18 protein-coding genes are annotated in these 23,957 nt (G+C 74.0%); 10 read left to right on the forward strand and 8 right to left on the reverse strand.

The window, feature by feature from the left end:
• Positions 1 to 626: 626 nt before the first annotated feature.
• Complete coding sequence (locus tag MWU57_RS16110; protein WP_246910564.1) at positions 627 to 2,507, reverse strand: MFS transporter; 1,881 nt, start codon at positions 2,505 to 2,507, stop codon at positions 627 to 629.
• 171 nt (positions 2,508 to 2,678) lie between these two features.
• Here MWU57_RS16110 and MWU57_RS16115 point away from each other — a divergent pair, with 171 nt between their 5' ends.
• Positions 2,679 to 3,308: a hypothetical protein gene (locus MWU57_RS16115; RefSeq protein ID WP_246910567.1), complete on the forward strand. Its 630-nt coding sequence runs from the start codon at positions 2,679 to 2,681 to the stop codon at positions 3,306 to 3,308.
• Here the strand turns inward: MWU57_RS16115 and MWU57_RS16120 are convergent.
• Positions 3,281 to 5,947 (reverse strand): LuxR C-terminal-related transcriptional regulator, encoded by a 2,667-nt coding sequence (locus MWU57_RS16120; RefSeq protein WP_246910570.1) that lies wholly within the window; start codon positions 5,945 to 5,947, stop codon positions 3,281 to 3,283. The genes MWU57_RS16115 and MWU57_RS16120 overlap by 28 nt on opposite strands.
• Positions 5,948 to 6,141: 194 nt before the next feature.
• On the opposite strand from MWU57_RS16120, the gene MWU57_RS16125 reads away from it, so the two are divergent.
• Entirely contained in the window at positions 6,142 to 7,509 is a 1,368-nt protein-coding gene (locus tag MWU57_RS16125) for a hypothetical protein (RefSeq protein WP_246910572.1), read from the forward strand.
• Here the strand turns inward: MWU57_RS16125 and MWU57_RS16130 are convergent.
• A complete protein-coding gene (locus MWU57_RS16130) occupies positions 7,487 to 7,867 on the reverse strand; it encodes an SHOCT domain-containing protein (protein WP_243401123.1) in 381 nt (126 codons plus the stop codon). The genes MWU57_RS16125 and MWU57_RS16130 overlap by 23 nt on opposite strands.
• 207 nt (positions 7,868 to 8,074) lie before the next feature.
• On the opposite strand from MWU57_RS16130, the gene MWU57_RS16135 reads away from it, so the two are divergent.
• Positions 8,075 to 8,404, forward strand: a complete 330-nt coding sequence (locus MWU57_RS16135; RefSeq protein ID WP_246910611.1) for a carboxymuconolactone decarboxylase family protein — start codon at positions 8,075 to 8,077, stop codon at positions 8,402 to 8,404.
• A gap of 3 nt (positions 8,405 to 8,407) precedes the next feature.
• Here the strand turns inward: MWU57_RS16135 and MWU57_RS18505 are convergent, their stop codons facing one another.
• Complete coding sequence (locus tag MWU57_RS18505) at positions 8,408 to 10,654, reverse strand: LuxR family transcriptional regulator (protein ID WP_246910573.1); 2,247 nt, start codon at positions 10,652 to 10,654, stop codon at positions 8,408 to 8,410.
• Positions 10,655 to 10,919: 265 nt separating this feature from the next.
• Between MWU57_RS18505 and MWU57_RS16145 the strand changes: the two genes are divergently transcribed.
• On the forward strand, positions 10,920 to 11,444 hold the full coding sequence (locus tag MWU57_RS16145; protein WP_246910575.1) for a flavodoxin/nitric oxide synthase: 525 nt from the start codon (positions 10,920 to 10,922) through the stop codon (positions 11,442 to 11,444).
• Positions 11,445 to 11,453: 9 nt separating this feature from the next.
• Here the strand turns inward: MWU57_RS16145 and MWU57_RS16150 are convergent, their stop codons facing one another.
• The 4 genes from MWU57_RS16150 to MWU57_RS16165 form a co-directional block, all read right to left on the reverse strand.
• Positions 11,454 to 12,329 (reverse strand): universal stress protein, encoded by an 876-nt coding sequence (locus tag MWU57_RS16150; RefSeq protein WP_246910577.1) that lies wholly within the window; start codon positions 12,327 to 12,329, stop codon positions 11,454 to 11,456.
• A gap of 129 nt (positions 12,330 to 12,458) precedes the next feature.
• The gene (locus MWU57_RS16155) at positions 12,459 to 14,246 is read right to left on the reverse strand and encodes a protein kinase (protein WP_246910579.1); all 1,788 of its coding nucleotides are present in this window, start codon (positions 14,244 to 14,246) and stop codon (positions 12,459 to 12,461) included.
• Positions 14,247 to 14,373: 127 nt separating this feature from the next.
• Positions 14,374 to 15,597, reverse strand: a complete 1,224-nt coding sequence (locus MWU57_RS16160) for a DUF418 domain-containing protein (RefSeq protein ID WP_246910581.1) — start codon at positions 15,595 to 15,597, stop codon at positions 14,374 to 14,376.
• Complete coding sequence (locus MWU57_RS16165; protein WP_246910584.1) at positions 15,594 to 16,313, reverse strand: NAD(P)-dependent oxidoreductase; 720 nt, start codon at positions 16,311 to 16,313, stop codon at positions 15,594 to 15,596. Before MWU57_RS16165 ends, MWU57_RS16160 begins: the two co-directional genes overlap by 4 nt.
• An 85-nt stretch (positions 16,314 to 16,398) precedes the next feature.
• Here MWU57_RS16165 and MWU57_RS16170 point away from each other — a divergent pair, with 85 nt between their 5' ends.
• The 6 genes from MWU57_RS16170 to MWU57_RS16195 all read left to right on the forward strand — a co-directional run bounded on the left by MWU57_RS16170 (position 16,399) and on the right by MWU57_RS16195 (position 23,927).
• Complete coding sequence (locus tag MWU57_RS16170) at positions 16,399 to 17,082, forward strand: TetR/AcrR family transcriptional regulator (RefSeq protein ID WP_246910586.1); 684 nt, start codon at positions 16,399 to 16,401, stop codon at positions 17,080 to 17,082.
• Between the two features lie 85 nt (positions 17,083 to 17,167).
• A complete protein-coding gene (locus tag MWU57_RS16175) occupies positions 17,168 to 18,004 on the forward strand; it encodes an ABC transporter ATP-binding protein (protein ID WP_207767754.1) in 837 nt (278 codons plus the stop codon).
• 26 nt (positions 18,005 to 18,030) lie between these two features.
• A complete protein-coding gene (locus MWU57_RS16180; RefSeq protein WP_246910588.1) occupies positions 18,031 to 19,035 on the forward strand; it encodes an iron-siderophore ABC transporter substrate-binding protein in 1,005 nt (334 codons plus the stop codon).
• A gap of 3 nt (positions 19,036 to 19,038) precedes the next feature.
• Positions 19,039 to 21,159: an iron ABC transporter permease gene (locus MWU57_RS16185; RefSeq protein WP_246910589.1), complete on the forward strand. Its 2,121-nt coding sequence runs from the start codon at positions 19,039 to 19,041 to the stop codon at positions 21,157 to 21,159.
• A gap of 157 nt (positions 21,160 to 21,316) precedes the next feature.
• Positions 21,317 to 23,041, forward strand: a complete 1,725-nt coding sequence (locus MWU57_RS16190; RefSeq protein WP_374108575.1) for a bifunctional 3'-5' exonuclease/DNA polymerase — start codon at positions 21,317 to 21,319, stop codon at positions 23,039 to 23,041.
• A gap of 19 nt (positions 23,042 to 23,060) precedes the next feature.
• On the forward strand, positions 23,061 to 23,927 hold the full coding sequence (locus MWU57_RS16195) for a Nif3-like dinuclear metal center hexameric protein (protein ID WP_246910591.1): 867 nt from the start codon (positions 23,061 to 23,063) through the stop codon (positions 23,925 to 23,927).
• The last annotated feature ends 30 nt before the right edge of the window (positions 23,928 to 23,957 follow it).

Here is a 23,957-nt window from a genome sequence, read left to right on the forward strand (position 1 = left end):
CCCCCGGGGGGTGGCGCGCAGCCACCCGGTCCCGCGCGAGGATCGGCCCAGGCCTCCCTTCCCGACCACCGGAGCGACCATGGCGACCTCTCCTGCCGTCCCCACGTACGACGTGGAGCAGCTCGCCGACCTGCTGGTGCTCCTGCCCGACGTCGACTCCGTCGAACTCAAGCTGACCGTGCCCGACGACCGCCTGCGCTCGGTCGTCCAGACGCTGGGCATCGACCCGCTCGACGCCGTCGTGCGGCAGGTCGCCTTCGTCGACACGCCGTACCTGCGACTCTCCGAGGGGGGTGTCGTGGTGCGTGCGCGTCGGACGCAGCGCAAGCCGGGGGACGTCACGGTGAAGCTGCGGCCGATGCTGCCGGCGGACGCGCCGCCGGAGCTCCGCGACCACGACGGCTTCAAGGTCGAGCTGGACGCGTCGCCGCAGGGCTACACCTGCTCCTGCTCGCTCACGGCCACGGTTCCCGACGGCAGGGTCAGGAAGCTCTTGGCCGGTACGCGCACGCTGGACGAGCTGCTGGACGGTACCCAGCGGAAGCTGCTCATCGAGCGGATGCCGGACGGCGTCGGCATGGCTGACCTCACCGTCCTCGGACCGGTGAACCTGCTCAAGTGCCGTTTCACGCCGGCGGGCCACGGACGACGGCTCGTCGCCGAGCTCTGGGTGCTGCCCGACGGTTCCCGGATCCTCGAGCTGTCGACCAAGGCGACACCGGACGCGGCGTTCCAGGTCGCCGCCGAGACCAAGGTGCTCCTCGCGCGCAAGGGCGTCGACCTGGGCGCTCCCCAGGAGACCAAGACACGGTCGGCGCTCGCGGCACTGGTCGCGGAGCGGGGCGCCACGGGGGAGCGGCACCGGGCGTAGCGCTCCGGGGCCGTCTAGCGTGCGGTTCGTCGACTCCCGGCCGGCTGGTCGGCAGGAGTCGGGTCAGCGCGATGGCCACCCCGGCGAGCAGCGCCAGCACGGCGAGGCTCACGCGCAGGCCGTCGATCCGTGCCGACGCGTTCGCCTCCATCACGGCGTCGACCTGCTCCTCGGGGAGCCCGGCGTCGGTGAGCCCCGACTCGAGCTGCACGTCGGACAGGAAGGGGACCCCGGCGGCGAGCTGCACCGTGGCGGTCGCCGCGAGCTCGTCGGGCACGGCGGGGTTGTCGTCGATGCCGGCCAGGAAGCTGGTGGTGAGCGCGCCGATCAGCACCGATCCTGCCAGCGCCGTGCCGAGCGACGCGCCGAGGTTGGTCGACGTGTTCTGCAGACCTCCGACCTCACCGCTCAGCCGGTCGGGGACGGCCGAGACCGTGACGGCGCCGAGCTGGGAGGACAGGGCCCCCACGCCGAGGCCCGCGAGCAGCAGGGGCACCGAGACGATCTCCGGACCGGCCCCGATCTCCAGCGCCACGACGAGCGCGAGGATCCCGGCCAGCAGCGCGAGGAGCCCGGCGGTGACCACGCGTCGCGGAGAAGCACGTGGCCACAGCTTCGGGACGGCGATCGCGGCGAGCAGCAGGGTCACGGACAGGGGTAGCAGCCGGACCCCGGTCTCGAACGCGCTGAGCCCCAGGGCGACCGAGAGATAGAGCGGGATCGTGAAGAACAACCCGGCCTGGAGCAGGAACTGGAAGAGGAACATGACGAGGCCGCCGACCAGACGGGCGTCGTGCAGCAGGGTGACGTCCACGAGCGGCTCCTGGCCACGCCCGACCCGGCGCGCCTGCCACCAGAAGAACACCCGGATCACCAGCAGGCCGGCGATGATCAGCCACAGCGTCGCGGAGAGGCCCCCGATGGCGGGAGCGTCAGGCTTGGCGCGGATCCATCCCCACTCGCTCGACCGGAGCACGCCGAACACGGCCGCCCCGAGGCCCAGGGCCGAGAGCACGACCCCCACCAGGTCGATCCGTGACCGTGCGGCGGGCGCCGCGTCCTGGACCTTGCGCGACAGAGCGAGGATCGCGACGACGACCACCACCTCACCGGCGAACACCCACCGCCAGGTCCAGTACGTGGTCACCGCCCCGCCCACCAAGGGCCCCACCGCGACCGCGATGGCGCCCGCGGAGGCGACGAGCCCGTAGGCACGGGGCCGTCCGTCCGGCGCGAAGTTGGAGGCGACGAGGGCGACGATGGCGGGCATGATGAGCGCGGCACCGAGACCTTCGAGCACCGACCACCCCAGGATCAGCACGCCCAGGTTGGGCGCCAGGGCGGTCGTCAGGGAGCCGGCGCCGTAGACGACGCAGCCGATGGAGAAGGCCCGGCGTCGGCCGATCATCGTGCCGATCTTGCCGCCGGTGATCATCATCGTGGCCATGACCAGCGTGTAGAGGGTGATCGCGGTCTGCACCCCGGTCACGGTGGTTCCCACGTCCTCGGCGACCTGGGCGATCGAGACGTTCATGACCGAGCTGTCCAGCGTCATGAGGAACTGACCTGACCCGAGCGTGAGCAGCACGATCCCCGCGGCCCCGGCCGCACGCGTCGTCGTGGGCTCCGTCGGCATCGCGTCCGTCCTCTCGAGCCCCGATCAGGGGGCTCCTCGACCACCGTGCTCAGAGCCTCCCCCCGGAGGGGGTGGTCGGGCACCATCCGTCGCGGGGTGGTGCGGGCCCACCCGTACCCCGGGCAGCATCGTCGGAGCGGGTGCGTCGCACCGCGGTGAAGGAGGTGTGCCATGACCGAGGGGACCCCGGGGGATGCGGCCGTCGGGCATGTCGATGCCGATCTGCTCGAGTACCTCCTGGTCGTCGTTCCCGCGGTGGAGCGAGTCGCGGACGTCGCTGTGGCCTTGGCGGAGCTGGTCCGGTCGGAGACGATCCGGCTGATCGACGTGGTGCTGCTGCACCGAGCCAGGGGCCAGACGGCGGTGGCCGTGAGCGGGGGTCTCGATGCACCGGAGATCGCTCCTCTCGCCAGGAGCGCCGTACGGTCCGTGCGGCTCAGCGCGCACGACGTCGCCCTGGCGGCCGTGGTGGTGGAGCCGGACGTCAGCGCGCTCCTGCTCCTCGTCGAGGACCGGTGGGCGGGGTCGTTGTCGGCCGCGGCGCGCCAGGCCGGAGGCCGACTTCTCTGCGGCGAACGGGTCGGTCGAGACCGGTACGGGGCTGCCGTCGACCGGGCCGTCGACGGCGTCGACCGTCGCTGGATCCCGGACCTGCTGGTCCGCGGCCCCGCGAGCGGTGCGGACCCGGAGCTCGCCGTCGACCCGGCAGCGCAGCTGCACGCCCTCGCCGAGCTCGTGGACCGTGGCGTGCTGACGCTCCAGCAGTACGAGCTTCAGCGCCGCCGCGTGCTCGACGGCTGACCGCGGCGGGGGAGGCTCGCCAGCGTGCGCGCCACGGCGCTTGCCTCGGCGCGCGAACCGCAGTCGAGCTCGCGGTAGATGGTCTTCAGGTGGAACTTCAGCGTGTTCACGGAGATGTACAGCTCGTCGGCGATCTCCCGGAGGGTCAGCCGGCTCGGCAGCATGCGCAGGATCCCGATCTGGCGCTCGGTCAACGCCCTGGCCCGCTCGACGGCCGACGTGACCGACACGGTCGTCCCGTGCGCGGGGATGCGCCGGAGCCGGTCCAGCCAGGTCTGCGGCACGTGCCAGGAGAGTCGCTCGATCGACTCGACGACGTCGGGCCCCTCGGAGGCGACGGTCTGCACCAGCCCGTGCGAGGAAGCCCGGTCCACCGCTCGCAGCAGGTGGGCCTGGGCCGCTGCGGGGCTCGCGCCGGCCCGGCTCAGCAGGAGGTCGCGGACCACCTGGTGCCGGGTGCAGCGAGGCTCGACGTCGCGCAGCACGTCGGGGACCGCTCGGACGTCGCCCTCGGCAAGGAGGATCCACGACGTCGTCACGCCCGCCCAGAACGGGTCCTCGACCTGCAGGCCCCACTGCCGCGCCTCGTCGAGATGCCCTCCAGCGAGCGCGAGGAGCACCCCCGTCCTGGCCAGCCAGGAACGGCCTGCGGGTCCGCTGCACGCGGTCTCCGTGAGGCGGACGGCCTGGCCGAAGGCCCGTCCGGCCGCGTCGAGGTCCCCGCTGCCGAGAGACGAGCTCGCGAGCTCCAGACAGGCCAGGAGCCGGCAGTGCGGCACCGGTGCGCAGTCGTCTGCCGCCAGCCGTCGCAGCATCGGGAGCGCCACGGTCGTGTCGCCGATCTCACGAAGGGCCACGGCCTCGGCGGTCAGCAGCTCGGCACGGAGCACGGTGAGGTTCGACGCGTCGGAGGCGGTCCGTGTCCCGGCGACGAGCCGCAGGGCGTCGACGGGGTGCCCGGCGAGGGCGTCCCCCAGGGCCCGGGTGCCCTCGAGGGCGGCACGGCGCTCCGGGTCCGCGTTGATCGCGAACACCACCTTGCGCACCTCGGTGCTCGAGTCGTCCCACCGTTCCGCGAGGGCGATCTCCCGCGCGACCAGGTTCCAGCCGTACCTGACGACCGGGTCCAGCAGCCACGGGTCGCCGATCGTCGCGAGTGCCGCTCTGGCGAGCCGGGCCCCGTCTCGCCAGTCACCGCGGAGGCCGGCGGCGACGGCCCGCAGCATGTCCAGGCGGGCACGCAGGGCCGGGTCGAGGCCGGAGCGGACGTCCGTCCATCGGTCGAGGTCGTCGACGGTCTGGACGAAGAGGTCGGGGTCGACGTGCAGACGGCACCAGGCGAGGTCGACGGCAGCGGCGAGGTCCGAGGTGGTCACCCGCTGGGGCATCGCGGCGAGCATGTGCCGGATGGTGGCCTGGTGCCCGCTGTCGAAGAGCTGGGGCGCGCAGGCCGCGAGGAGCCGGAGTGCGTCGCGATGGTCGTCGGCGCGGAGCAGGTGATCGAGGGCGACCGTCGGCTGCCCGTCGCCTTCGAACCACCGGGCAGCCGTGCGGTGCAGCTCGCGGAGCCGCCCGGGCGACCGGCGGCGCAGGAGGGCGACGAGCGTCTCCCGGACGGCGGGGTGCAGCTCGTAGGTGCCCGACGGCTCGGCCCGGGTGAGGAAGAGCCCGCGCTCCTCGGCGACCGACAACAGGTCCGGCGCGTCGTCGCGTCCCGTGAGCACACGCGCGAGCCCCGGCCCTGCGTGCTCGACGACCGCGACCGAGACCAGCGCCTCCACCACGTCGGCACGCTCGCCGTGCAGTACCTCGCGCGAGACGTAGTCCTCCAGGTACCGGGCGCCGACGTCCGGATCCGCCGTGCCGAGGGACGAGCGGTCGGTCGCGCGTGCCGCCAGTCCTGCGAGCTGGACGCCGGTGGCCCAGCCCGCGGCATGCCGTGCGGTCTCCTGCAGCAGGAGCGCCGGCATCGTGGGGGCGAGCCGCGAGAGCATCTCGACCGCCTCGTCGTCCGAGAACCTCAGCTCGGGTTGTCCGGCCTCGCCGAGCAGACCTCGCGCCCGGAGCCGGTCGACCGGGAGCGGCGGTGTGCAGCGGCTCGCGATGACCAGGTGCAACCAGGCGGGAAGGTGCTCGACGAACGACGTCAGGGAGGCGGTCAGATGCTGCTGGTCCACCACCTCGAGACCGTCGAGCAGGAGCACGCGCGGACCGTAGGGGCGTGCGTCGAGGTCGTCGAGGAGCACCGACACGGCGTCGAGCAACGTCCGCCGCTGCATCAGCCCAGCCGCGGGCTCCGTGCAGCCGGGCGCGATGCCCTCGAGGGCAGCGAGCACACCCCACCAGAGCTGCACGGGGTCGTGGTCGGACTCGTCGACGGACAACCACCCGTGCGGCAGGTGCGTCCGACCGGCCCAGTCCCGCAGGAGCGACGTCTTGCCGTATCCGGCCGGCGCGACCACCAGGGCGAGCGGGGACTGCACCGCGGCGTCGAACCGCCGGACGAGGTGCGGTCGCGACACCAGGCGCGTCGGGTTGGCACCTGGCCGCAGCTTCGCTTGGCAGACGTGGCCCGGTGTGCCGGCGGACGGGGCAGCACCGACGCCGACCGCTGCTTCGGGCTCGCGCTCACGATCCATCGGGACTCCGCCCACGCTGTCCTGAAAGACGAGCCCGCCGCCGCCGGGACGAGCGGCTGGACCTGCGCCGTGCGTTCACCTGTTCTGGGTGATGTGACGGGTCGACCGCGTCGGTAGCGTCGGGGTGGCCCGAGCCGGAGGTCCCCGACGTCCGGCGAGCACCGTCGGGCGTGCCGAGCCACGAAGGAGCGGTCATGGGACCGACGACCAGCGGGCCACCCATCGTTCCCACCGACGTCGAGGCGCGCCTCGTGGAGCTGGAACGCGAGAACGCCGAGCTTCGTCGACGTCTCCAGCAGGTGCCGGAGCCCGCCGGCGTCGGTCCGCGGACGGACGGGCCGCGGACGACCCACCGGTGGCGCAGCTCGGCAGCCGTCGTCCTCGTCCTGCTGGCCACGCTGCTGGCACCCGTGGGCGTGGTCGCGGCCTGGGCGAAGGCCGAGCTGACGGACACGGACCGGTACGTCGCCACGGTGGCGCCGCTCGCGAGCGACCCGGTCGTGCAGTCGGCCGTGGCCGGCCGGCTGACGGCGGCCGTGATGTCGCGGATCGAGGTCGGCGAGCTGCTCGACGAGGTCGTGGCGGGCCTGGAGGAGGCCGAGGTGGCGCCCCGGGCCGTGACTGCTCTCGGTGCTCTCGAGGCGCCGTTGACAAGTGGTGTCGAGTCCTTCGTGCGCAGCGCTGCCGACCGCGTGGTGACCAGCGAGGCGTTCGTCTCGGCATGGGAGCAGGCGAACCGAGTGGCCCACGCCGAGCTGGTCGCCGTGATGGAGGGTGAGGGCGGCGAGCTGCTCCAGGTGGGCGAGGACGGCCAGCTCACGATCCAGCTCGCGGGCATGATCGAGCTGTTGAAGGAGCGACTCGTCGAGCGCGGGCTCGGTGTCGCGGCGAACATCCCCACCGTGGACGTGAGCTTCACGATCATGCAGACGACGCAGCTCGTCGAGGTCCAGAACCGATATGCGCAGCTCGTCACGGTGGGCACCTGGCTGCCGTGGGTCGCGCTGGGGCTGTTGGCGGCCGGTGTCCTGGTGTCCACGCACCGGATGCGTACCCTCCTGGTCGCCGGACTCGCGCTGACGGCGGCCATGGTGGCGCTCGGCATCGCCCTCGCGATCGCGCGCGGACTGTATCTCCAGGCCCTCAGCGGTGAGGTCCTGCGTCTCGACGCCGCGGAGCTCGTCTTCGACCAGGTCGCGACGTTCCTGCGAGCCACGGTGCGCACCGTCGGCGTGCTCGGGCTGGTCGTCGCGCTCGCGGCGTACCTGGGTGGAGGGAGCGCCTCGGCACGCAGCCTCCGGGCCGGTGCCGCGCGGAGCCTCGGCCGGGTCCAAACCTGGGGGGAGTCGCGGGGCTGGTCGACGGGGCCGGTGGGCCAGTGGGTGGACGAGCACCGCGGGTTCGCGCGCGGCGTCGTGATCGGGCTCGCCGCGCTGGTCCTGCTGCTGGCGGCGGACCCGACGGCGGGCCTGGTCATCGGCACCGCCGTCGCCGCCGGCGTCCTCGTCACGCTCGTGGAGCTCGTGGCGCGGGCCCCCGTCAGTCCAGCGCCTTCCGCTTGAGGGCGGCGAACTCCTCGTCGCTGATGACCCCGGCGTCGTAGAGGCCCTTGGCCTCGGTGATCTGCGAGGCGGCCGTGGAGCCCCCGGCGGTGGCGCGGATGTACGCGTCCGTCTCGGCCCGGGCGGCGCTCATCCTGGCCGACTGGCGCTCGGCCATGCCACGGCCGCGGGCGATGAGATAGACCAGCGCGGACAGGAAGGGCACGACGATCAGGGCGACCAGCCACAGCGCCTTCCACCAGCCGCTCAGGTCGCGGTCGCGGAACAGGTCAGCGATGACGTGGAACAGCACGATGAGGTACATGACGAACGCGAACCACCAGAGCATGAGCCAGAACCAGTCCCAGAAGCTGTCCACGGGATCGCCCTCCTTCGCCGCAAGGGGCCGTGACCGTCGCGGCCCTGACCGCAGGTTGCCTCGCGAGCCGCGGTGCGTCGTCATGCAGATCGTGTGAAACGCCGGCGACAGCCGGGGTTCACGCGATCAGGGGGATGCGGCGCGCCCCGATGGTCCGCCTGAATGGAGGTCCAGGTCTGTCGTCGACGAGGGAGTGCCGTGGACTACATGGATCGACTGCGGCGCTTCGCCGTGAACCCCCCGAGCCTCGAGCTCGACCTCGAGCGGGATCCGGAGGCTCTCGGGCCGAGGACGGCGTCCATCGCGCGGCTCGCGGCGCTCGTCGCCGTCGGCGGGGCCGTGCCCACCTACGGCAGCCTCGTCGACGAGGCCGTCAGCGCGGGTGCGACGCCGGCCGAGATCGTCGACGTGCTGACCGCGGTCGTGGCGGTCGTCGGTCTGCCGCGCATCGTCGCCGCCGCACCGAAGCTCGCGCTGGCGCTCGGGCAGGACCTGTTCGGCGATGACGGATCGGACGGGTCCGGGACGCCGCGCTGAGCTTCACGAGCCCAGCAGCCCCGTCTTCACGGCCCGGTCCACCGCCCCGCCGCGCGACGACACGCCGAGCTTGCGGTAGATCGACCCGATCTGGGAGCTGGCGGTGTTCCGGGTGACGTAGAGGCGCCCTGCGATCTCCTTGATCGTCAGATGTGTCTGCAGGTACGGCAGGAGGCGCAGCTCGGCGGGCGTGAGAGGTGCGCCCGTGCTGCCCCCGACGAGCAGGCTCGTCTCGACGCCTACCGCCGTCCGCAGCTCGCGTGCCTGCTCGACCAGCACACCCAGTGCGGGGCGCCGCAGGACGACGTCGTCCACCTCGCGCAACAGGTGCCGGACGGCGATCCGGTCGCCCGTCGACCAGCTCGCACGAGCGAGGTACAGGCGAACCCGTACCGCGATCGAGGGGAACGCGTAGGTGCAGCCGGCCCGGGCCCGCATGCCTTGCACCAGTCGCCGACGGGCCTCGTCCACGTCTCCGAGACGGAGTGCGAGGCGTGCACCGGCCGCCTGGGCGAGCGCGCTGGTCGGGTAGTCGCCCGTGCGGTGCTCGTGCACCGTCTCCAGGGCGAGCCGGACGTGCTCGGCGGCGTCGTCCCAGCGGTCGTGGTCCATGTCGAGCTGTGCGAGCAGCGCCGCGGCGTACACGAAGGCGTCCGCGTTCCCCTGGTTCGCCGTGCCGACGGCCTCCTCCAGGTGTCGCGTCGCACCGGCGACGTCCCCCACGAGCAGCAGGGCTTCTGCCGCCAGGGTCAGTGCCGTGGTGCGCCACACGCTCCACGCGGGTTCCGCGGCGAGGGCGAGGCGAGCGTCGTCGGACATCTGCTGCGGGCCGTCGGGGCATCGCAGCGCGCGGTACATGGCCCGGGCGGAGGCGAACGAGACCGGCCCGTCACCGAGCCGACCGTCGTACGACGCGGCGTCAGCCACTGCTGCCCACCGCTCCGCTTCCAGGGGGTGCCCCTCGAAGCCGGCCACGTACCCGGCGAGCAGGGCGAGCGGCGGGTAGCCGGCGACCTCGTCGTCGCCGAGGGTGCGCAGCCACCGTCCGACGGTGGCGATGCGTCCTGCCTGGAAGCTCGTCATGGCGATCCGTGCGACGAGGTGCACGCAGCGGTCCCGATCAGGCGTGGCGAGAAGGTGCTCCACGGCCTGCTCCGGCGAGCCGTGCGCCGCCAGCCAGCCGGCGGCGCGCACCCGGAGCGTGTCGGCGATCTCCGGCTCGGCGTCCATGAGCTCCGTCAGCAGGTACTCCCGGAAGAGCGCGTGGTAGCGGAACAGCTCGCGCCGGTCGTCGAGCGGGACGACGAACGCGTTCGCCGCCTCCAGCCGACGCAGCCGCCGCTGCGACGAGTGCTCCTCGAGCACGGCGTCGCACAGCGGCGCCGACAGCACGTCGAGCACGGCGGTGCGGCGCAGGAAGCGGCGCTCCGCCGGGGTGAGCCGGCGGAACACCTCCCTCTGCAGGTAGTCCGCGATGTAGGGTTCGGCACCCGTGACCGACAGGTCCCGCGGGTCGCGGTGGCGTGCGACGAGCGAGGTCAGGTATACGCCGGCAGGCCATCCCTCGGTGCGCTCCGTCACCGTGGCAGCGACCTCCCGAGAGACCGGAGCGCGAGCAGCCTCCCAGACCTGCATCGTCTGGGCGACGTCGAGCACCAGGTCCGCGGCCACGATCTCGACCGCGTCGTCCGCGGCCCGCAGGCGTGCGACGTGCGGCTGCTCGGACCGGCTCGCCGTGAGGAGCTGCGACCCGGGGGGTATCCCCGCGGCGACGACGCCGAGGACGTCGTGGCACGCGGGTGACCGGATCTCGTGCAGGTCGTCGAGCACGAACAGGATCGGCTCGCGGCCGGCACGCAGGGCCGACGCCAGCCGGGGGGCGGCCCTGCCCAGGAGGGACACGTCCGGGCCGGTCATCTCTGCCACCAGGTCGTCGTGGCCCGGACGGGACAGCGAGAAGCCGGAGGCGAGCACGCGCAGAAGACTCAGCGGGTCGTCGTCGAGCCGGTCCAAGGACACCCAGACGACGGGCCGCGGGTCGTGCGTCGCCCACTCGGTGAGGAGCGTGGACTTCCCGTACCCGGCCGGCGCCGTCACGCCGACGACCCGCCGGCCGCTCACCCTCGCATCGCTGATCAGAGCGGCTCGGCTCACCGTTCCCGGGCGCAGCCGGGGGACGGTGAACTTGGCCTCGTGGAGCGAGCGGTCGAGCTCCGCAGGACCCCGTGCCGTGCTCGGCTCGCGGTTCACTCTCCCCAGTGTAGGAACGACCGCACGCGCACGACAGGCGACGGGCCGTTCATCACCCGCGGCGACCTGCGTACGCCGGTTCCTGGATCGGGACCTTGGTGCCGATCGCTCGGGACCATCGGCCCTACCTGGCCGGCGCCCGCGCAGCCGATGGTGGAAGCGTGCCGCGGACGTGTCGCCGGCCGTCAGGTCGCACCGTCAGCCAGGTCAGGAGCCCGGCCGTCGGCACCGGCCGAGCGATGCGTCGAGCAAGGAGTCGATCATCATGTCTGCACTCGTGGTCTACGAGTCCGGCTTCGGCAACACCGCCCTCGTGGCACGTTCGGTCGGCGACGGGATCGGCACCCACATGCCGGTGCGGGTCGCGTCCGTCAGCGACCTCGAGGTCGGCGAGGCCGGCGAGGCGGACCTGGTCGTCATCGGCGGTCCGACGCACGCCTTCGGCATGAGCCGTCCGCAGACCCGGCAGGAGGGGCAGGTGCAGCGCGGCGACGAGCCGTCGGAGACGGCAGGGATCCGCGAGTGGATCGACGCGCTGCCGTCGGACCGCGGCGTCCACCTGTTCGCGACCTTCGACACCCGTGTCGAGCGTGTGCGCCACCTGCCGGGTTCCGCCGCGCACGCCGCGGCACGGGCGCTGCGGCACGACGGGCACCGCGTCGTGGACCGCGGTGCATCCTTCTACGTCGCCGGAGTCACCGGCCCGTTGGTCCCGCACGAACGAGAACGTGCGCGCGAGTGGGGCGAGCGCCTGGCGCGCCGGGCGCAGGAGATGCTGCTCACGGCGTGACCGCCGCTATCAGTCCTCCGCGACGTGCGGGCGCGTCGTGTGCGCGACGGCGACCACGCAGGGGGCGTCGCCCAGCAGCACGTCGGGCACCGACCCCAGCAGCCGGCCGACCGCCCGCAGGTGACGGTGACCGCCCAGGACGAGCAGGTCCGACGACGTCACGTCCTCCAGCAGCGCGGAGACCGGTCCACCGGACCGCGTCTCGAGCCGGCAGTCGACGTCGGGGTACTGCGTGCCCCAACGGTAGGCGAGGCCACGCAGCGCGGCCTGGACGTCCTCGTCCCGAGCAGACCCGGCCTCGCGGGCGACGCGGGACGACGGCTGGACGGCGTGCAGCAGCACGATCGGGCAGCGGCAGCTCTGCGCCTCGGCGAAGGCGAGGTCGAGCATCGCCGTGGGATCGTCGTCGAACCCGACCCCGACGACGACCCGGTTCGGGGGGCCTGCCCGTGCCCGCGTGGGGACGACGGCGACGGGGCCGTGCGCCCGGGAGGCCACCACGGACGACACCGAGCCCAGGAGGTGACGGGTGGCGGCGGCACCTCGACGCCCGACCACCACCAGATCGGCGTCGCGGGAGGAGGCGACGAGCGCCGACGTCGGGCCTCCTGCCGCCGGCACCGCGGTGACCGGTACCGAGCCCCGGGTGCGGGCGTCGACGCGGTCGACGGCGCGACGCAGGATCCGCTGCGACTCGTGCCAGATCTCGTCGGGCCGGTAGGCAGGGACGGGCGTGACCGGCCCGAGCGGCACGGGTTCGGCGTACGTGACCTGCAGCGCGGCGTGGTGGCGCTCGGCCGCGGCCAACGCCCAGTCGAAGGCGTGGTAGCTCCCCGGCGATCCGTCGACGCCGACGACGATCCCGCCTGGCCAGGTCTCGCCCATCGCCCTCAACTCCTTCTGCGGTTAGCACACCACGGTGCGGTGGTCCACCACAGATGCCAACGGCCCCCCGCCAGGTGACGAAGGTCCCTGGCGGTCCGGGGGAGCTCTCTGGACGGGTGGCGCCACCCGTCAGGGAGTCGGCTCGGCGCCACCGTTCGCGTCGTCGCCGCCTGTCGACCCGCCGCCTGCGCCGCCGCCTGTCGACCCGCCCCCTGCGCCGCCGCCCGTCGAGCCGCCGGGAGCGGTCGGTTCCGCCGTCGGCTCGGGCTCGTCGGTGGGAGCCGGTTCGGGCTCGTCGGTGGGTGCCGGCTCCGGCGTCGAGGTCGGCTCCGCCGTCGGGTCCGGGTCGCTGGTCGGGGTGGCGCTGGGCTCCTCGGAGGGTTCCTCCGTGGGCGACGGCGTGGGCGTGGCGTCGTCCGTGGGCGTCTCGGACGGCGTGGGGGTCGGGTCCGCCGACGGGGTCGAGCGGTCCGGCGGGTCGGCCGGCGGCAGCGGGGCCGTCGTCGTCGGCGTCTCGGACGGCGTGGGCGACGACGTCGGTGAGGGGCTGTGCGTGACCGGTGCGACCGGTCCCGGGGCGTCGGTGTCGCGCAACGCCCAGAACGCTGCCCCCGCGACGGCGGCCGCCAGGACGAGCGAGAGGGCGACGACCAGGATCGTGCGACGGCGGTTCGGGGCGTCGTTCTCGGCCTCTTCGGCCAGAGCGGCCTCGTCGGCCGCCCCGTCGGCCGCCCCGTCGGCCGCAACGCCCGCCGCGACGGCCGTTGCGGGCACTCCCGTGGGCGGCGTGGGCGGCACGTCGACCGCACCGAGCTGGCGGGTGCGTTCGATCTCGCCCTCGTCGCCCGTGGCAGCGGCAGCCGCTGCTGCCGCTGCGCCTGCTGCGCCTGCCGCGCCGACGACGGCCGTGCGGTGCGGGTCGTCCGCGGCGATCTGGCCCAGCGTCATCGTCTCGGCGGACCCTGTCGTGTCGGTCGCCGAGGCGGTACCGGCACCCAGCAGCGTCGCGGCCGCCGCGCGCATCGCCTCGGCGGAGTCGAACCGCTGCGCAGGGTCCTTGGCCATCGCCCGCGCCACGAACCGGTCCACCGTGACGGGGACCGCGGCCCGCCGCGCGGAGGGCGCCGGCACGGGTGCCCCGACGTGGGCCCGGAGCACGTCCTCGGGCCGGGGCCGCTCGAACGGCGCGTGCCCGGTGAGCGCGTAGTAGGTCAGCGCCCCGGCCGCGTACAGGTCGCTGCGCGCGTCGAGCGGTCGGCCGCGTGCCTGCTCGGGCGACATGCCCACCACCGAGCCGACGACCCGCTCCCCGTCACCGTCGCCGCCACCGGGAGCAGCGAGTCCCAGGTCGAGCAGACCGACCGTCAGGTCGCCGTCGACGTTCCGGTCGACCACGACGTTGCGCGGGCCGACGTCGCGGTGCACCAGGCCGGCGGCGTGCACCGCCCCGAGGGCGTCGAGCAGCCCGTCCACCAGGACGAGGGCCTCGCGCCACGGCAGGCCGTCGCCGGCCGTCAGCTCGGAGAGCGGCACGCCGGGAAGGCGGCGGGTCAGGAGCCAGGGCACGTTCGCGCCGGCGACCTCGTCCTCCCCGGTGTCGAGCACCTTGACCACACCCGGGTGGTCCACCAGGTCGGACGCCGCGATCTCCCGGGCCATGGCGGCGCGCGCGGCCTCGTCGTCGACCAGGTGCGGGTGGAGGACCTTGACCACGAGCGCCGGCTGGGCGTCCGTGCGGGCGTCCGTGCCGCCGTCGGCACCGGCCTCCGGGGCGTCCTCCGTCCGCGCCCGAGACGCCTCGTAGACGGTGTAGGTGCCACCCGTCCCCAGGATGTCGCCCAGGACGTACCGGCCGCCGAGCACCACCCGCCCGTCCGCCGGCCCCCCGGTCGGTCCCGTCGGGGTCGTGTCGCTCATCGTGGCCCGGGCGAGGCGTCGAGGACGGTGTCCGCGCATGCTGGCGCGGACGGTTCGGTGTTCTCGGTCATCTCAGTCATCAGCCCCCACAGGATATGGGGTGAGGGCCGGAGCCGGGGTCCGGAGGTTACGGAGCGGGCCGGCTGACCGGCGTCGCCGACGACGCCGTGCCGCGGTAGGTGAGGACGCGCAGCACCCGCTCCGCCGGTCCGCGGCGATCGTTCCGGGCGAGGCCGACGGCGACGACGACCGTCACCAGCCACGTCGCCACGGCGACGAGCGCTGCCTGCCACTGGTCCAGCACGCCACCCAGACCGAGTCCCCAGGCGCACAGCAGCGGAGCGAAGATCACCGACTGCAGCAGGTAGCTGGTCAGGGAGCGCTGCCCGACGGCGGTCAGTGCGCCGACGACGTGTCCCGGGGTGCCCTCGGTGGTGACGCGCAGCGCCAGCAGGGCGAACAGCGCCGCGTAGCCCAGCGCGGCGAACAGCCCCGTGACCAGGTGCAGCACGACGGGGGTCCACTCGGGCACGTCCCAGGTGCCGAGGTGGACGAGCAGCGACGGCACGGCCCCGAGCCAGCCGACCGCGATGCCGACGACGGCGGTCCGCGTCAGCGCCCGCCGGTGCGCGCCGGGTTCCTCCAGGACCCGCGCGCGAGCACTGGCGATACCGAGGAGCACCGCCACGGGCACCATCAGCCCGAAGACGCCCTGCGTGACCGTCAGAGGCAGCCAGAAGCCGAGGCGCGGCAGGATCGAGGCGAGGTAGGGCGTCACACCGGCGAGATCCGGGTTGGCGTCACCGGGGACGTCGGAGAGCTCCGGGGGCAGGGCGGCGCCCAGCGCGAGGGTGCCGAGGGCGACGAGCACCACGACGCCGGTCAGGGTCGCGGCCCAGATCAGCAGCGTCCGGGTGGCGCGTCCGAGGAAGAGCCAGACCACGAGGAGTCCGGCCAGGCCGTAGGCGCCCAGCACGTCGCCGAACCACAGCAGGGCCGCGTGGACGGCACCGAACACGAGGAGCCAGCCGTGGCGTCGTTGCAGCACGCGTCGCACGGCTGGCTCCTCGAGGCCGGCCGCACGCTGCCGCGCGAACGACTGCCAGATGCCGTAGCCGAAGAGGAACGCGAACAGGGGATAGCTGCGTCCGTCGACGGCGACGATCGCCACCGACTGCCAGACGCCGTCGAGCACCGTCGACGGCTCCCGGTGCGCACTGGTCAAGGACGTCTCGGTGCCGTAGAGGAACCAGGGGACGTTCGCCAGCGCGATGAGCAGGAGCATCAGGCCGCGGGCGAGGTCGGGGGCGAGGGCCCGGACGCCGGGCGGGGCGACGTCGGGTGCGGTCATGATGCTCCTTCAACTTCGGTGCCGCCCTGCTGGTGGGCGAGCACGCTGGGTGCCTGGCGGCCCACGATGGCGGGCGCCTCGTGGATCACGGTGTCGTCGGTGAGGGCGGCGACCATGAACAGCGCGAAGTCCAAGCGCCGGGTGAGGTTGCTGGCCAGCACGGGGTCGCCGACGTGCCGGCTCCATACGGGCAGGCCCTGGCTCGGGCCCTCCTCGAGGTCGCTGCCGCGCACCACCGTCCACCGGCGGTCGCTGGCGAAGATCCGCCGGCACGCCTCGACCTGGTCGTCGATCTCGACGGCACGCACGGCCTTCGCCAGCCACGCCACGAGGCGCACCGTCGCCAGGAACCGCCGGGTGTAGCGGTCCTGGTCGTCGCGCGCGACGTGCCACCCGCAGGAGAAGACCAGGCGTGCCCCGGGCTCGGCGTGGTCGAGCACCGCCTGCGCCGTGCCGGAGGAGTACTGCTGGACGCCCCACGGTGCCAGGACCGTCAGCACGCCGTCGCAACCGGCGACCGCTCGGCGGATGACGTCCGGGTCGTTCGTGGGGCCAGGCACGATCGTGATCCGGCCGGCGAACCGGTCCAGCTTCGGCACGCTGCGCTCGCGGCAGACGCCCACCACCTCGTACCCACGCTCCAGGGCGTGCTCAACCATGTACTGGCCGAGCTTGCCGGACGCGCCGACGATGCAGACCTTCGTCGTGCTGCTCATGGTGTTCCCCGTCGATCGGTCGAGCCTGGCTTACGGTGTAAGTACCGTAGGCTTACGATGTAAGTAGAGTCAAGGGGGAGATCGCATGGCAGCACGTCGGCGCGCCGAGGTCGGCAGCTCGCGGCGGTCGCCGCTCGACCGCTCGCGGATCGTGGCCGCAGCCGTGACGCTGGCCGACGGCGAGGGAGTCGCCGGGGTCACCATGCGCGCCGTCGCGGCCGGCCTGGGCGTCGAGGCGATGTCTCTCTACAACCACGTGCGCAACCGGGACGACCTCCTCGACGGCATGGTCGACCTCGTGTTCGCGGAGATCGAGCTGCCCACCGCCGGGGCCGGCTGGTACCAGGCGATGCGCAAGCGGGCCGAGTCCGCGCGTGCCGTGCTCCGCCGCCATCCGTGGGCGGTCGGCCTCCTCGACTCCCGGAGCGCCCCGGGCCCGGCGACGCTGCGCCACCACGACGCCGTCCTCGGCGTGCTGCGCGGAGCCGGATTCTCCGTCGCGGGCGCGGCACGCGCCTTCTCGGTCATCGACAGCTACCTCTACGGCTTCGTGCTGCAGGAGGTCAGCCTGCCGTTCCGCAGCAGCGAGGAGCTCGACGAGGTGGCCGGCGGCATCCTCGGCGGTCTCGACGCCGGCGCCTACCCGCACCTCGTGGAGATCGCCACCGAGCACGCCCTGCGGCCGGGGTACGACTACGCCGACGAGTTCGGCGCCGGCCTCGCGCTGATCCTGGGCGCGCTCGAGCCCGACGAGCGGGGTGAGGGCTGACTCGGCCGTCCCGAGATCCGAGACGATTGCATCCATCCTGTTCCGCAATGGTTAGGTAAGGCTAACCAACAACGCGGAGGTACGGGTGAGCGCCCCGAACGAGGAAGGGCCCTGGTTGCACGCCAGGGACGTGTCCATCACGTACGGCGGCGGTGACGTCGTCCACCAGGCCGAGATCGTCCTCAGCCCCGGCCGGGTGACCGCGCTGGTCGGCCCCAACGGCTCCGGCAAGTCGACGCTCCTGCGCGGGATCGCACGGCTGCAGAGGCTGCGGACGGGCGCGGTCGCGCTGCGGGACGGCCGCGACGCCGGAGACCTCGACGCCCGGTCGTTCGCCCGCGAGGTCGCGATGCTCTCCCAGAGCCGGCCGACGCCGGTGGGCGTCACCGTGCGCGACGCGGTCGAGTTCGGGCGCCACCCCCACCGGTCGCGCTGGCGCGGTCACGACCCGCAGGGCGCTGAGCGCGTCGAGCACGCGCTGCGTCTGACGCGGCTGACCGACCGAGCGTCGGACATGATCGACGAGCTCTCCGGCGGGCAGCTCCAGCGGGTGTGGATCGCCAGCGCGCTGGCGCAGGACACGGACGTCCTGCTCCTCGACGAGCCGACGAACCACCTCGACCTGCGCTACCAGGTCGAGGTGCTCGAGCTGGTCCGCGAGCTCGCCGACGACCACGGCATCGCCGTCGGCGCCGTGCTGCACGATCTCAACCAGGCCGCCGCGCTCGCCGACCGGGTGGTCGTGCTGAGCCGAGGCCGCGTCGTCGCCGACGGTGAACCTGCCCGGGCGATGCGCAGCGAGCTTCTCAGCGAGGTGTTCGAGATCGACGTCGTCGTCGACCACGACACCGACGACCGCGTGCCACGAGTGCACGTACCGCGGCAGCTGCTGCGACGACGGGCCGCGACGGCGAACGCCTGACCGGCCGACACGAAGGAGAGAGACGAATGAGAACTGCTCGTGCACTGGTGGCCGCGCTCGCCGTGGGCCTGACGCTCACAGCCTGCGGGACCACCGACGAAGCAGCCGACGCCCCGTCCGAGGCGGATGCCGCGGAGACGGTCGAGGCGCAACCGGTGACCGTCACCGACGCCCGCGGCCAGGAGGTGACGCTTCCCGACGGCCCCGCCGAGCGTGTCGTGGCCCTGGAGTGGAACCAGGCCGAGATGGTCACGACCCTCGGGGTCGACCTGGTCGGGATGTCCGACCCCGCCGGCTACGAGAGCTGGGTGGGGACCGGCGCCCCGCTCCGCACGGAGCCCGAGGACGTCGGCGTGCGTCAGGAGCCGAGTATCGAGGCCGTCGCGGACCTCGAGCCCGATCTGATCATCGGTGCATCGGGCTCCGTGCCCGAGGAGGCGATGGAGCAGATGGAGCGCATCGCACCCGTCGTGGTGATGGGCAGTGCCGACGTGGCAGACCCGCTTGGCGCGGTGCGGGACGAGTTCACCACCGTCGCGACGCTGCTCGGCAAGGAGACCCAGGCCGAGGAGGTGCTCGCCGAGCTCGACCAGACCCTGACGGACAACGCCGAGAAGATCGACGCGGCGGGTCTCGCTGGTGCGCCCGTCGTGCTGACCTCTCCGTACGCCGAGGGTGCCAACCTCACCATCCGGATGCACGGTCCGCGCACGGCTGTCCAGACCGTCGCGGCCGAGATGGGGCTCGCGGCCGCCTGGGAGGACCCGGGCGACGACGCGTTCGGCCTGTCGTACACCGACCTGGAGGGGCTGACGGAGCTCTCGGAGGACACCCGCTTCCTCTACTGGGGGAACGACGGTGACGAGCAGGACGTGGTCGAGGCCGAGATGGCCGGGAACCCGCTCTGGGACGGCCTGCCGTTCGTCGAGGACGGTCAGGTGCACCGCGCGGCCGTGGGGATCTGGGCCTACGGCGGCCCGGCCTCGATGATCGCGTGGAGCGACGACCTCGTGCAGACCCTGGGCGCCTGACCCATGACCCACGACGGCACCACCACCACGCTCGAACGCCCGCCCGCCGCACCCGCCGGTGTGCCCACGTCCCCCGAGCGGAGGCGCGGGGCACGCTGGGCGGCGCCCGCGGCCGTCGGGCTGATCGTCCTGTGGCTGGTGGTGGCCGTCGTGGTGCACCTGACCCAGGGGACCGCCGGCCTCACGCCCGCCGAGCTCTGGCAGGTCCTCACAGGCTCCGGCGACGACCAGGGGAGCCTCGTCGTCGCGCAGTCACGCGTCCCCCGGCTGCTGGCGGCGCTGGTCGTGGGGGCGGCGCTGGGTGCGGCGGGTGCCGCCATGCAGGGCGTCGCCCGCAACCCGCTGGCCTCGCCGGACACCACCGCGGTGAACGCCGGCGCCTATCTCGCGCTGACGGCCGTGGCGGTGGTCGGCGTCCCCCTGGGCGTCCTGTCCGGCGCCGCGGTGGCCTTCGTCGGTGGGCTCGCCGCCGCGGCCACGGTCATCGCGATCTCCGCCGGGTCCAGCGTCTCGGCGATCCGCCTGGTGCTGGCCGGGTCGGCGCTGACGCTCGGCATCTCGGCCGTGACGTCCGTGCTGCTGCTGCTCTTCCCGTGGGAGACCCAGGGGATGTTCGCCTGGGGGGCCGGGTCGCTCGCGCAGAACGGCTCGCGCACCATCATCCTGCTGGCCCCGGTGGTCGTGGTCGGCGTCGCCGTGCTCGTGCTGCTCGGCCGGCGTCTCGACCTCCTCCAGCTGGGGGACGACGCCGCCCGGTCGCTGGGCGTCGCCGTCGGACGGACCCGGCTCGGGCTCGTCGTGGTCTCAGTCCTGCTGGCGACGACGGCGGTGAGCGCCGCCGGGCCGATCGGGTTCGTCGGTCTGTGCGCGCCCGTGCTCGTGCGGCTGCTGTCCCGCACGGTCCCGCCGCTGCGCCGGCACCGGGTGCTGGTCCCCGTCAGTGCCGTCGCCGGGGTCGCCCTGGTGCTGTCTGCCGACGTCTTCGTCCGTGCCGTGTTCGGTGCGGTCTCGGGCGTCACCCTGCCGACCGGGGTGATCACCTCGATCATCGGCGCGGTCTTCCTCGTGGTGCTGGCCCAGCGGATGCGCAGCGGGCTGACCGGTGACGCGCTGGCCTCGCTGCGCGGCGGTGCTCGCAGCCGCCGCGCGTCGCGTGCCGTGCTGGTCGTCGTCGCCGTGGTGCTGGCGGGGGCGCTCATCGCCGGCGTGCTGCTCGGTGACCGCACCGTGCTGCTCGGCGACGTGCAGAACTGGCTGCGGGGCGTGGCCTCGGTGCGCATCGAGATCATCCTCGAGACGCGGGTGCCGCGGGTCCTGGCCGCCCTGCTGGCGGGGATGGCGCTCGCGCTGGCCGGGGCGCTGGTCCAGGCCGTCACCCGCAACCCGCTGGCCGATCCTGGCGTCCTGGGCATCTCGGCGTCGGCGGGGTTGGGTGCGGTCACGACGATCGTGACCTTCTCGACGGTCTCCTTCGCCCAGACGCTGCTCGGCGCGCTCGTCGGCGCCACGGTGGCGACCCTGGCCATCTTCGCCCTGGGGGCGCGCGGGAACGCCGACCAGGGGCGCATGGTGCTGGTCGGGGTGGGGGTCGGAGCCGCTGCGAGCGCCCTGACGACGCTGCTGCTCGTGCGCACCGACCCGTGGAACCAGAACGCGGCGATCACCTGGCTCGGCGGGTCGACCTACGGCGCGATGTTCCCCCAGCTGTTGCCGCTGCTCGTGGTCCTGGTCGTGGCGGGCGTCGTCCTGGTGCCGCTGCACCGCGACCTCGACCTGCTGCAGTGGGACGAGACGACGCCGCGGGTCCTGGGCGTGCGCGTGCCCCGGGTGCGCCGCGTCGTCGTGGCGTTGGCGGTGCTGCTGACCGCCGCGGCGACCGCGTGCGTGGGTGTCATCGCGTTCGTCGGCCTCGTCGCACCCCATGCGGCGCGCCTGCTCGTGGGCAAGCGGCACGCGCTGCTGCTGCCCTTGACGGTGCTGCTGGGCGGGGTGCTGGTGGTGTGCGCGGACGTGGTCGGCCGGGTGGTGATCGCGCCCGCGCAGATCCCGGCGGGATTGGTGTCCGCGGTGATCGGGACGCCGTACTTCGTGTGGCTGCTGTGGCGGATGCGCGCCCGGGCCTGACGCGCGTGTCGGTGCCGGCGGGCACGATGGGCGGGTGCACGTCGTCCTCGCCGCCCAGCCCGCGGACGCCGCCGTCCCGGGATCCGACGCGGCCGGGTCCGGCGGCCTCGTCCGGCTGACCCCGGTCGCCGACGACGGCGGGGCGGGGCCGGGTCCGGTGACGCCCGCCCCCCACGTGGTCGCCCGGGACGGGCTCGCTGCTGCCGTGCACGACCGCGAGGGCCGAGGGGCGGACCTCCCGCGGTGGACCTGGGACGACACCAACCGTTGGTACCCGGCGTTGCTGTCCGCGGGGGAGCGCGTCGAACGGGGTCGTGACCTGCGTCTCGCCCACCGGATCCTGCGCACGTCCAGCCTCGTGGCCGGGTCCGCGTTCGCCACGGCCGCGCCGAACGGGTGGGACACCCTGGGACACGCTCCCGTCGCCGGCGCACCGGCGCCGGGTGCGCTGCGTGCCCCGCAGGAGGAGTCGCTCTTCGATCTGGCTCCCACCGGGCCGAGGCGCGGGGCCGCGGCCGGGGTCCCGGCGTCGGACCGCTCGTCGACCGGGGAGCAGGCCCGCGGCCTCGATCCCGTGGCCGAGCTGGCGGCTCAGGAGGCCGCCGTCGCGGGGTCCTCCGCCCCCGGGCGGCTGCGGCTGCTGCTCGCCGCCGAGTCCGCCGGGGCGCTCGCCGCGGCGGAGATGCACCACGCCGGTCTGCCCTGGCGGGCGGACGTCCACGACGAGATCCTCACCGAGGTGCTCGGGCCGCGGCCCCCGGAGGGACGGCGGCCCGACAAGCTCGAGGCCCTGGCCGGACAGATCCGTGCCGCCCTGGACGCGCCGGCCACGCTCAACCCGGACTCCCACCCCGATCTCCTGCGCGCCATGGAGTACGCCGGCGTCGGCGCACGGAGCCTGCGCAAGTGGGAGCTCGAGAAGATCGACCATCCCGTCGTCGCGCCGCTGCTGGAGTACAAGAACCTGTACCGGCTGTACACCGCCAACGGCTGGTCGTGGCTCGACCACTGGGTACGCGACGGCCGGTTCCGCACCGACTACGTCGTCGGCGGCGTGGTGACCGGGCGCTGGTCGTCCACGGGCGGGGGAGCGCTGCAGCTGCCGCGGTCCGTGCGCCGGTCCGTGCAGGCCGACCCGGGGTGGATGCTGGTCGTCGCCGACGCGGCGCAGCTCGAGCCCCGGGTGCTCGCCGGCCTCGCCGCCGACGAGACCATGGCCGCCGCCGGCGCCGGCGGGGACATGTACGCCGGCATCGTCGCCACCGGCGCCGTGCCGACCCGCGAGCTCGCCAAGGTCGGCATGCTCGGCGCGATGTACGGAGGGACCACGGGCGCCAGCGGCCAGGTGCTGCCCCGGCTGTCTCGTGCGTTCCCGCGCGCGATGGGACTCGTCGAGGACGCCGCGCGCACGGGGGAGCGCGGCGGCGTCGTGAGCACCTGGCTCGGGCGCACCTCACCGCCGCCGGGGCAGGCATGGGACGCGGCGCAGTCCGGCGCGCTCGGCGACGGTGCCCCGGCCGACGCCGCCGGGCTGGCGCGCTCCTCCGCCCGGTCGTGGGGGAGGTTCACGCGCAACTTCGTGGTGCAGGGCACCGCCGCCGAGTGGGCCCTGTGCTGGATCGCGTCCATCCGGCGGCGCCTCTGGGAGCTGCCCGTCGTCGCCGAGCCGAACGCCGGACCGGCGCCCTTCGCCGACCGGGCGCACCTCGTGTTCTTCCTCCACGACGAGGTCGTGGTGCACGCCCCGGCGGCGCTCGCGGACGAGGTCGCCCGGCAGGTGCGGGAGGCCGCCGTCGAGGCGGGGCGGCTGCTGTTCGGCGACTTCCCGGTCTCGTTCCCGCTGACGGTCGCGACCGTCGCCTCGTACGCCGACGCCAAGTGACGTCGGTATCGTCGGGCGCATGAGCGCACCCACGCTGGCCGACGTCGTCACCGCCCTGGAGGACCTGTACCCGCCGTCGACGGCGGAGGGCTGGGACGCGGTCGGGCTGGTGGCCGGCGACCCGCAGCGACAGGTGCGCAAGGTGATGTTCGCCGTCGACCCCGTGTCCGCCGTCGTCGACGAGGCGATCGAGTGGGGCGCCGACCTGCTCGTCACCCACCACCCGCTGTTCCTCAAGCCGGTGACGTCCGTGGCCGCCACGACCTTCAAGGGGGCCGTGGTGCACCGGCTGCTGGCGGCAGGCTGTGCGCTGCACGTGGCGCACACCAACGCCGACTCGGCGCCGCGCGGCGTGGCCGACGCCCTCGCGGACCTGGTCGGGATCACCGACCGGCGACCGCTCGTGGCCCGCGACGACGACGGCGAGCGCGGTATCGGCCGTGTCGGCTCGCTGGAGGCGCCGACGACGCTGGGCGAGCTCGCGCGACGCGTCGCCGACGTGCTGCCCGCCACGGCGCAGGGCGTGCGGGTCGCGGGGGACCTCGACGCCGCGGTGACCACCGCCGCCGTCGTCGGGGGATCCGGCGACTCGCTGTTCGACGCGGTCCGCGCCGCCGCCGTCGACGTCTACGTCACCGCCGACCTGCGGCACCACCCGGCGTCCGAGCTGCGCGAGCGTGCCGCCTTCGAGGCAGGGCAGGACGTGCCGCCGGAGGGTGGGCGCCCGTTCCTCGTCGACGTCGCCCACTTCGCCTCCGAGTGGCCGTGGCTGGCCTACGCCGCCGCCGATCTCGCCGACCGCCTGGGAGGCGGTACGGTGACCACCAGAGTGAGCACCCTGGTGACGGACCCGTGGACGACCCGGGTCGCGAGCACGGGTCGCTGACCGTCATCTGAAGAGCTGCACGAGAGGACC

The organism is Isoptericola sp. S6320L, assembly GCF_023015685.1.
GTDB lineage: Bacteria > Actinomycetota > Actinomycetes > Actinomycetales > Cellulomonadaceae > Isoptericola > Isoptericola halotolerans_A.

What these genes read in the sequence shown, in the direction of transcription:
- MWU57_RS16115 (WP_246910567.1), top strand. Translation starts at nt 2,679, where the DNA reads ATGACCGAGGGGACCCCGGGGGATGCGGCCGTCGGGCATGTCGATGCC.
- MWU57_RS16150 (WP_246910577.1), bottom strand. Translation starts at nt 12,329, where the DNA reads ATGGGCGAGACCTGGCCAGGCGGGATCGTCGTCGGCGTCGACGGATCG.
- MWU57_RS16155 (WP_246910579.1), bottom strand. Translation starts at nt 14,246, where the DNA reads ATGAGCGACACGACCCCGACGGGACCGACCGGGGGGCCGGCGGACGGG.
- MWU57_RS16160 (WP_246910581.1), bottom strand. Translation starts at nt 15,597, where the DNA reads ATGACCGCACCCGACGTCGCCCCGCCCGGCGTCCGGGCCCTCGCCCCC.
- MWU57_RS16145 (WP_246910575.1), top strand. Translation starts at nt 10,920, where the DNA reads ATGTCTGCACTCGTGGTCTACGAGTCCGGCTTCGGCAACACCGCCCTC.
- MWU57_RS16195 (WP_246910591.1), top strand. Translation starts at nt 23,061, where the DNA reads ATGAGCGCACCCACGCTGGCCGACGTCGTCACCGCCCTGGAGGACCTG.
- MWU57_RS16135 (WP_246910611.1), top strand. Translation starts at nt 8,075, where the DNA reads ATGGATCGACTGCGGCGCTTCGCCGTGAACCCCCCGAGCCTCGAGCTC.
- MWU57_RS16165 (WP_246910584.1), bottom strand. Translation starts at nt 16,313, where the DNA reads ATGAGCAGCACGACGAAGGTCTGCATCGTCGGCGCGTCCGGCAAGCTC.
- MWU57_RS16185 (WP_246910589.1), top strand. Translation starts at nt 19,039, where the DNA reads ATGACCCACGACGGCACCACCACCACGCTCGAACGCCCGCCCGCCGCA.
- MWU57_RS16110 (WP_246910564.1), bottom strand. Translation starts at nt 2,507, where the DNA reads ATGCCGACGGAGCCCACGACGACGCGTGCGGCCGGGGCCGCGGGGATC.
- MWU57_RS16170 (WP_246910586.1), top strand. Translation starts at nt 16,399, where the DNA reads ATGGCAGCACGTCGGCGCGCCGAGGTCGGCAGCTCGCGGCGGTCGCCG.
- MWU57_RS16125 (WP_246910572.1), top strand. Translation starts at nt 6,142, where the DNA reads ATGGGACCGACGACCAGCGGGCCACCCATCGTTCCCACCGACGTCGAG.
- MWU57_RS16180 (WP_246910588.1), top strand. Translation starts at nt 18,031, where the DNA reads ATGAGAACTGCTCGTGCACTGGTGGCCGCGCTCGCCGTGGGCCTGACG.
- MWU57_RS16120 (WP_246910570.1), bottom strand. Translation starts at nt 5,947, where the DNA reads ATGGATCGTGAGCGCGAGCCCGAAGCAGCGGTCGGCGTCGGTGCTGCC.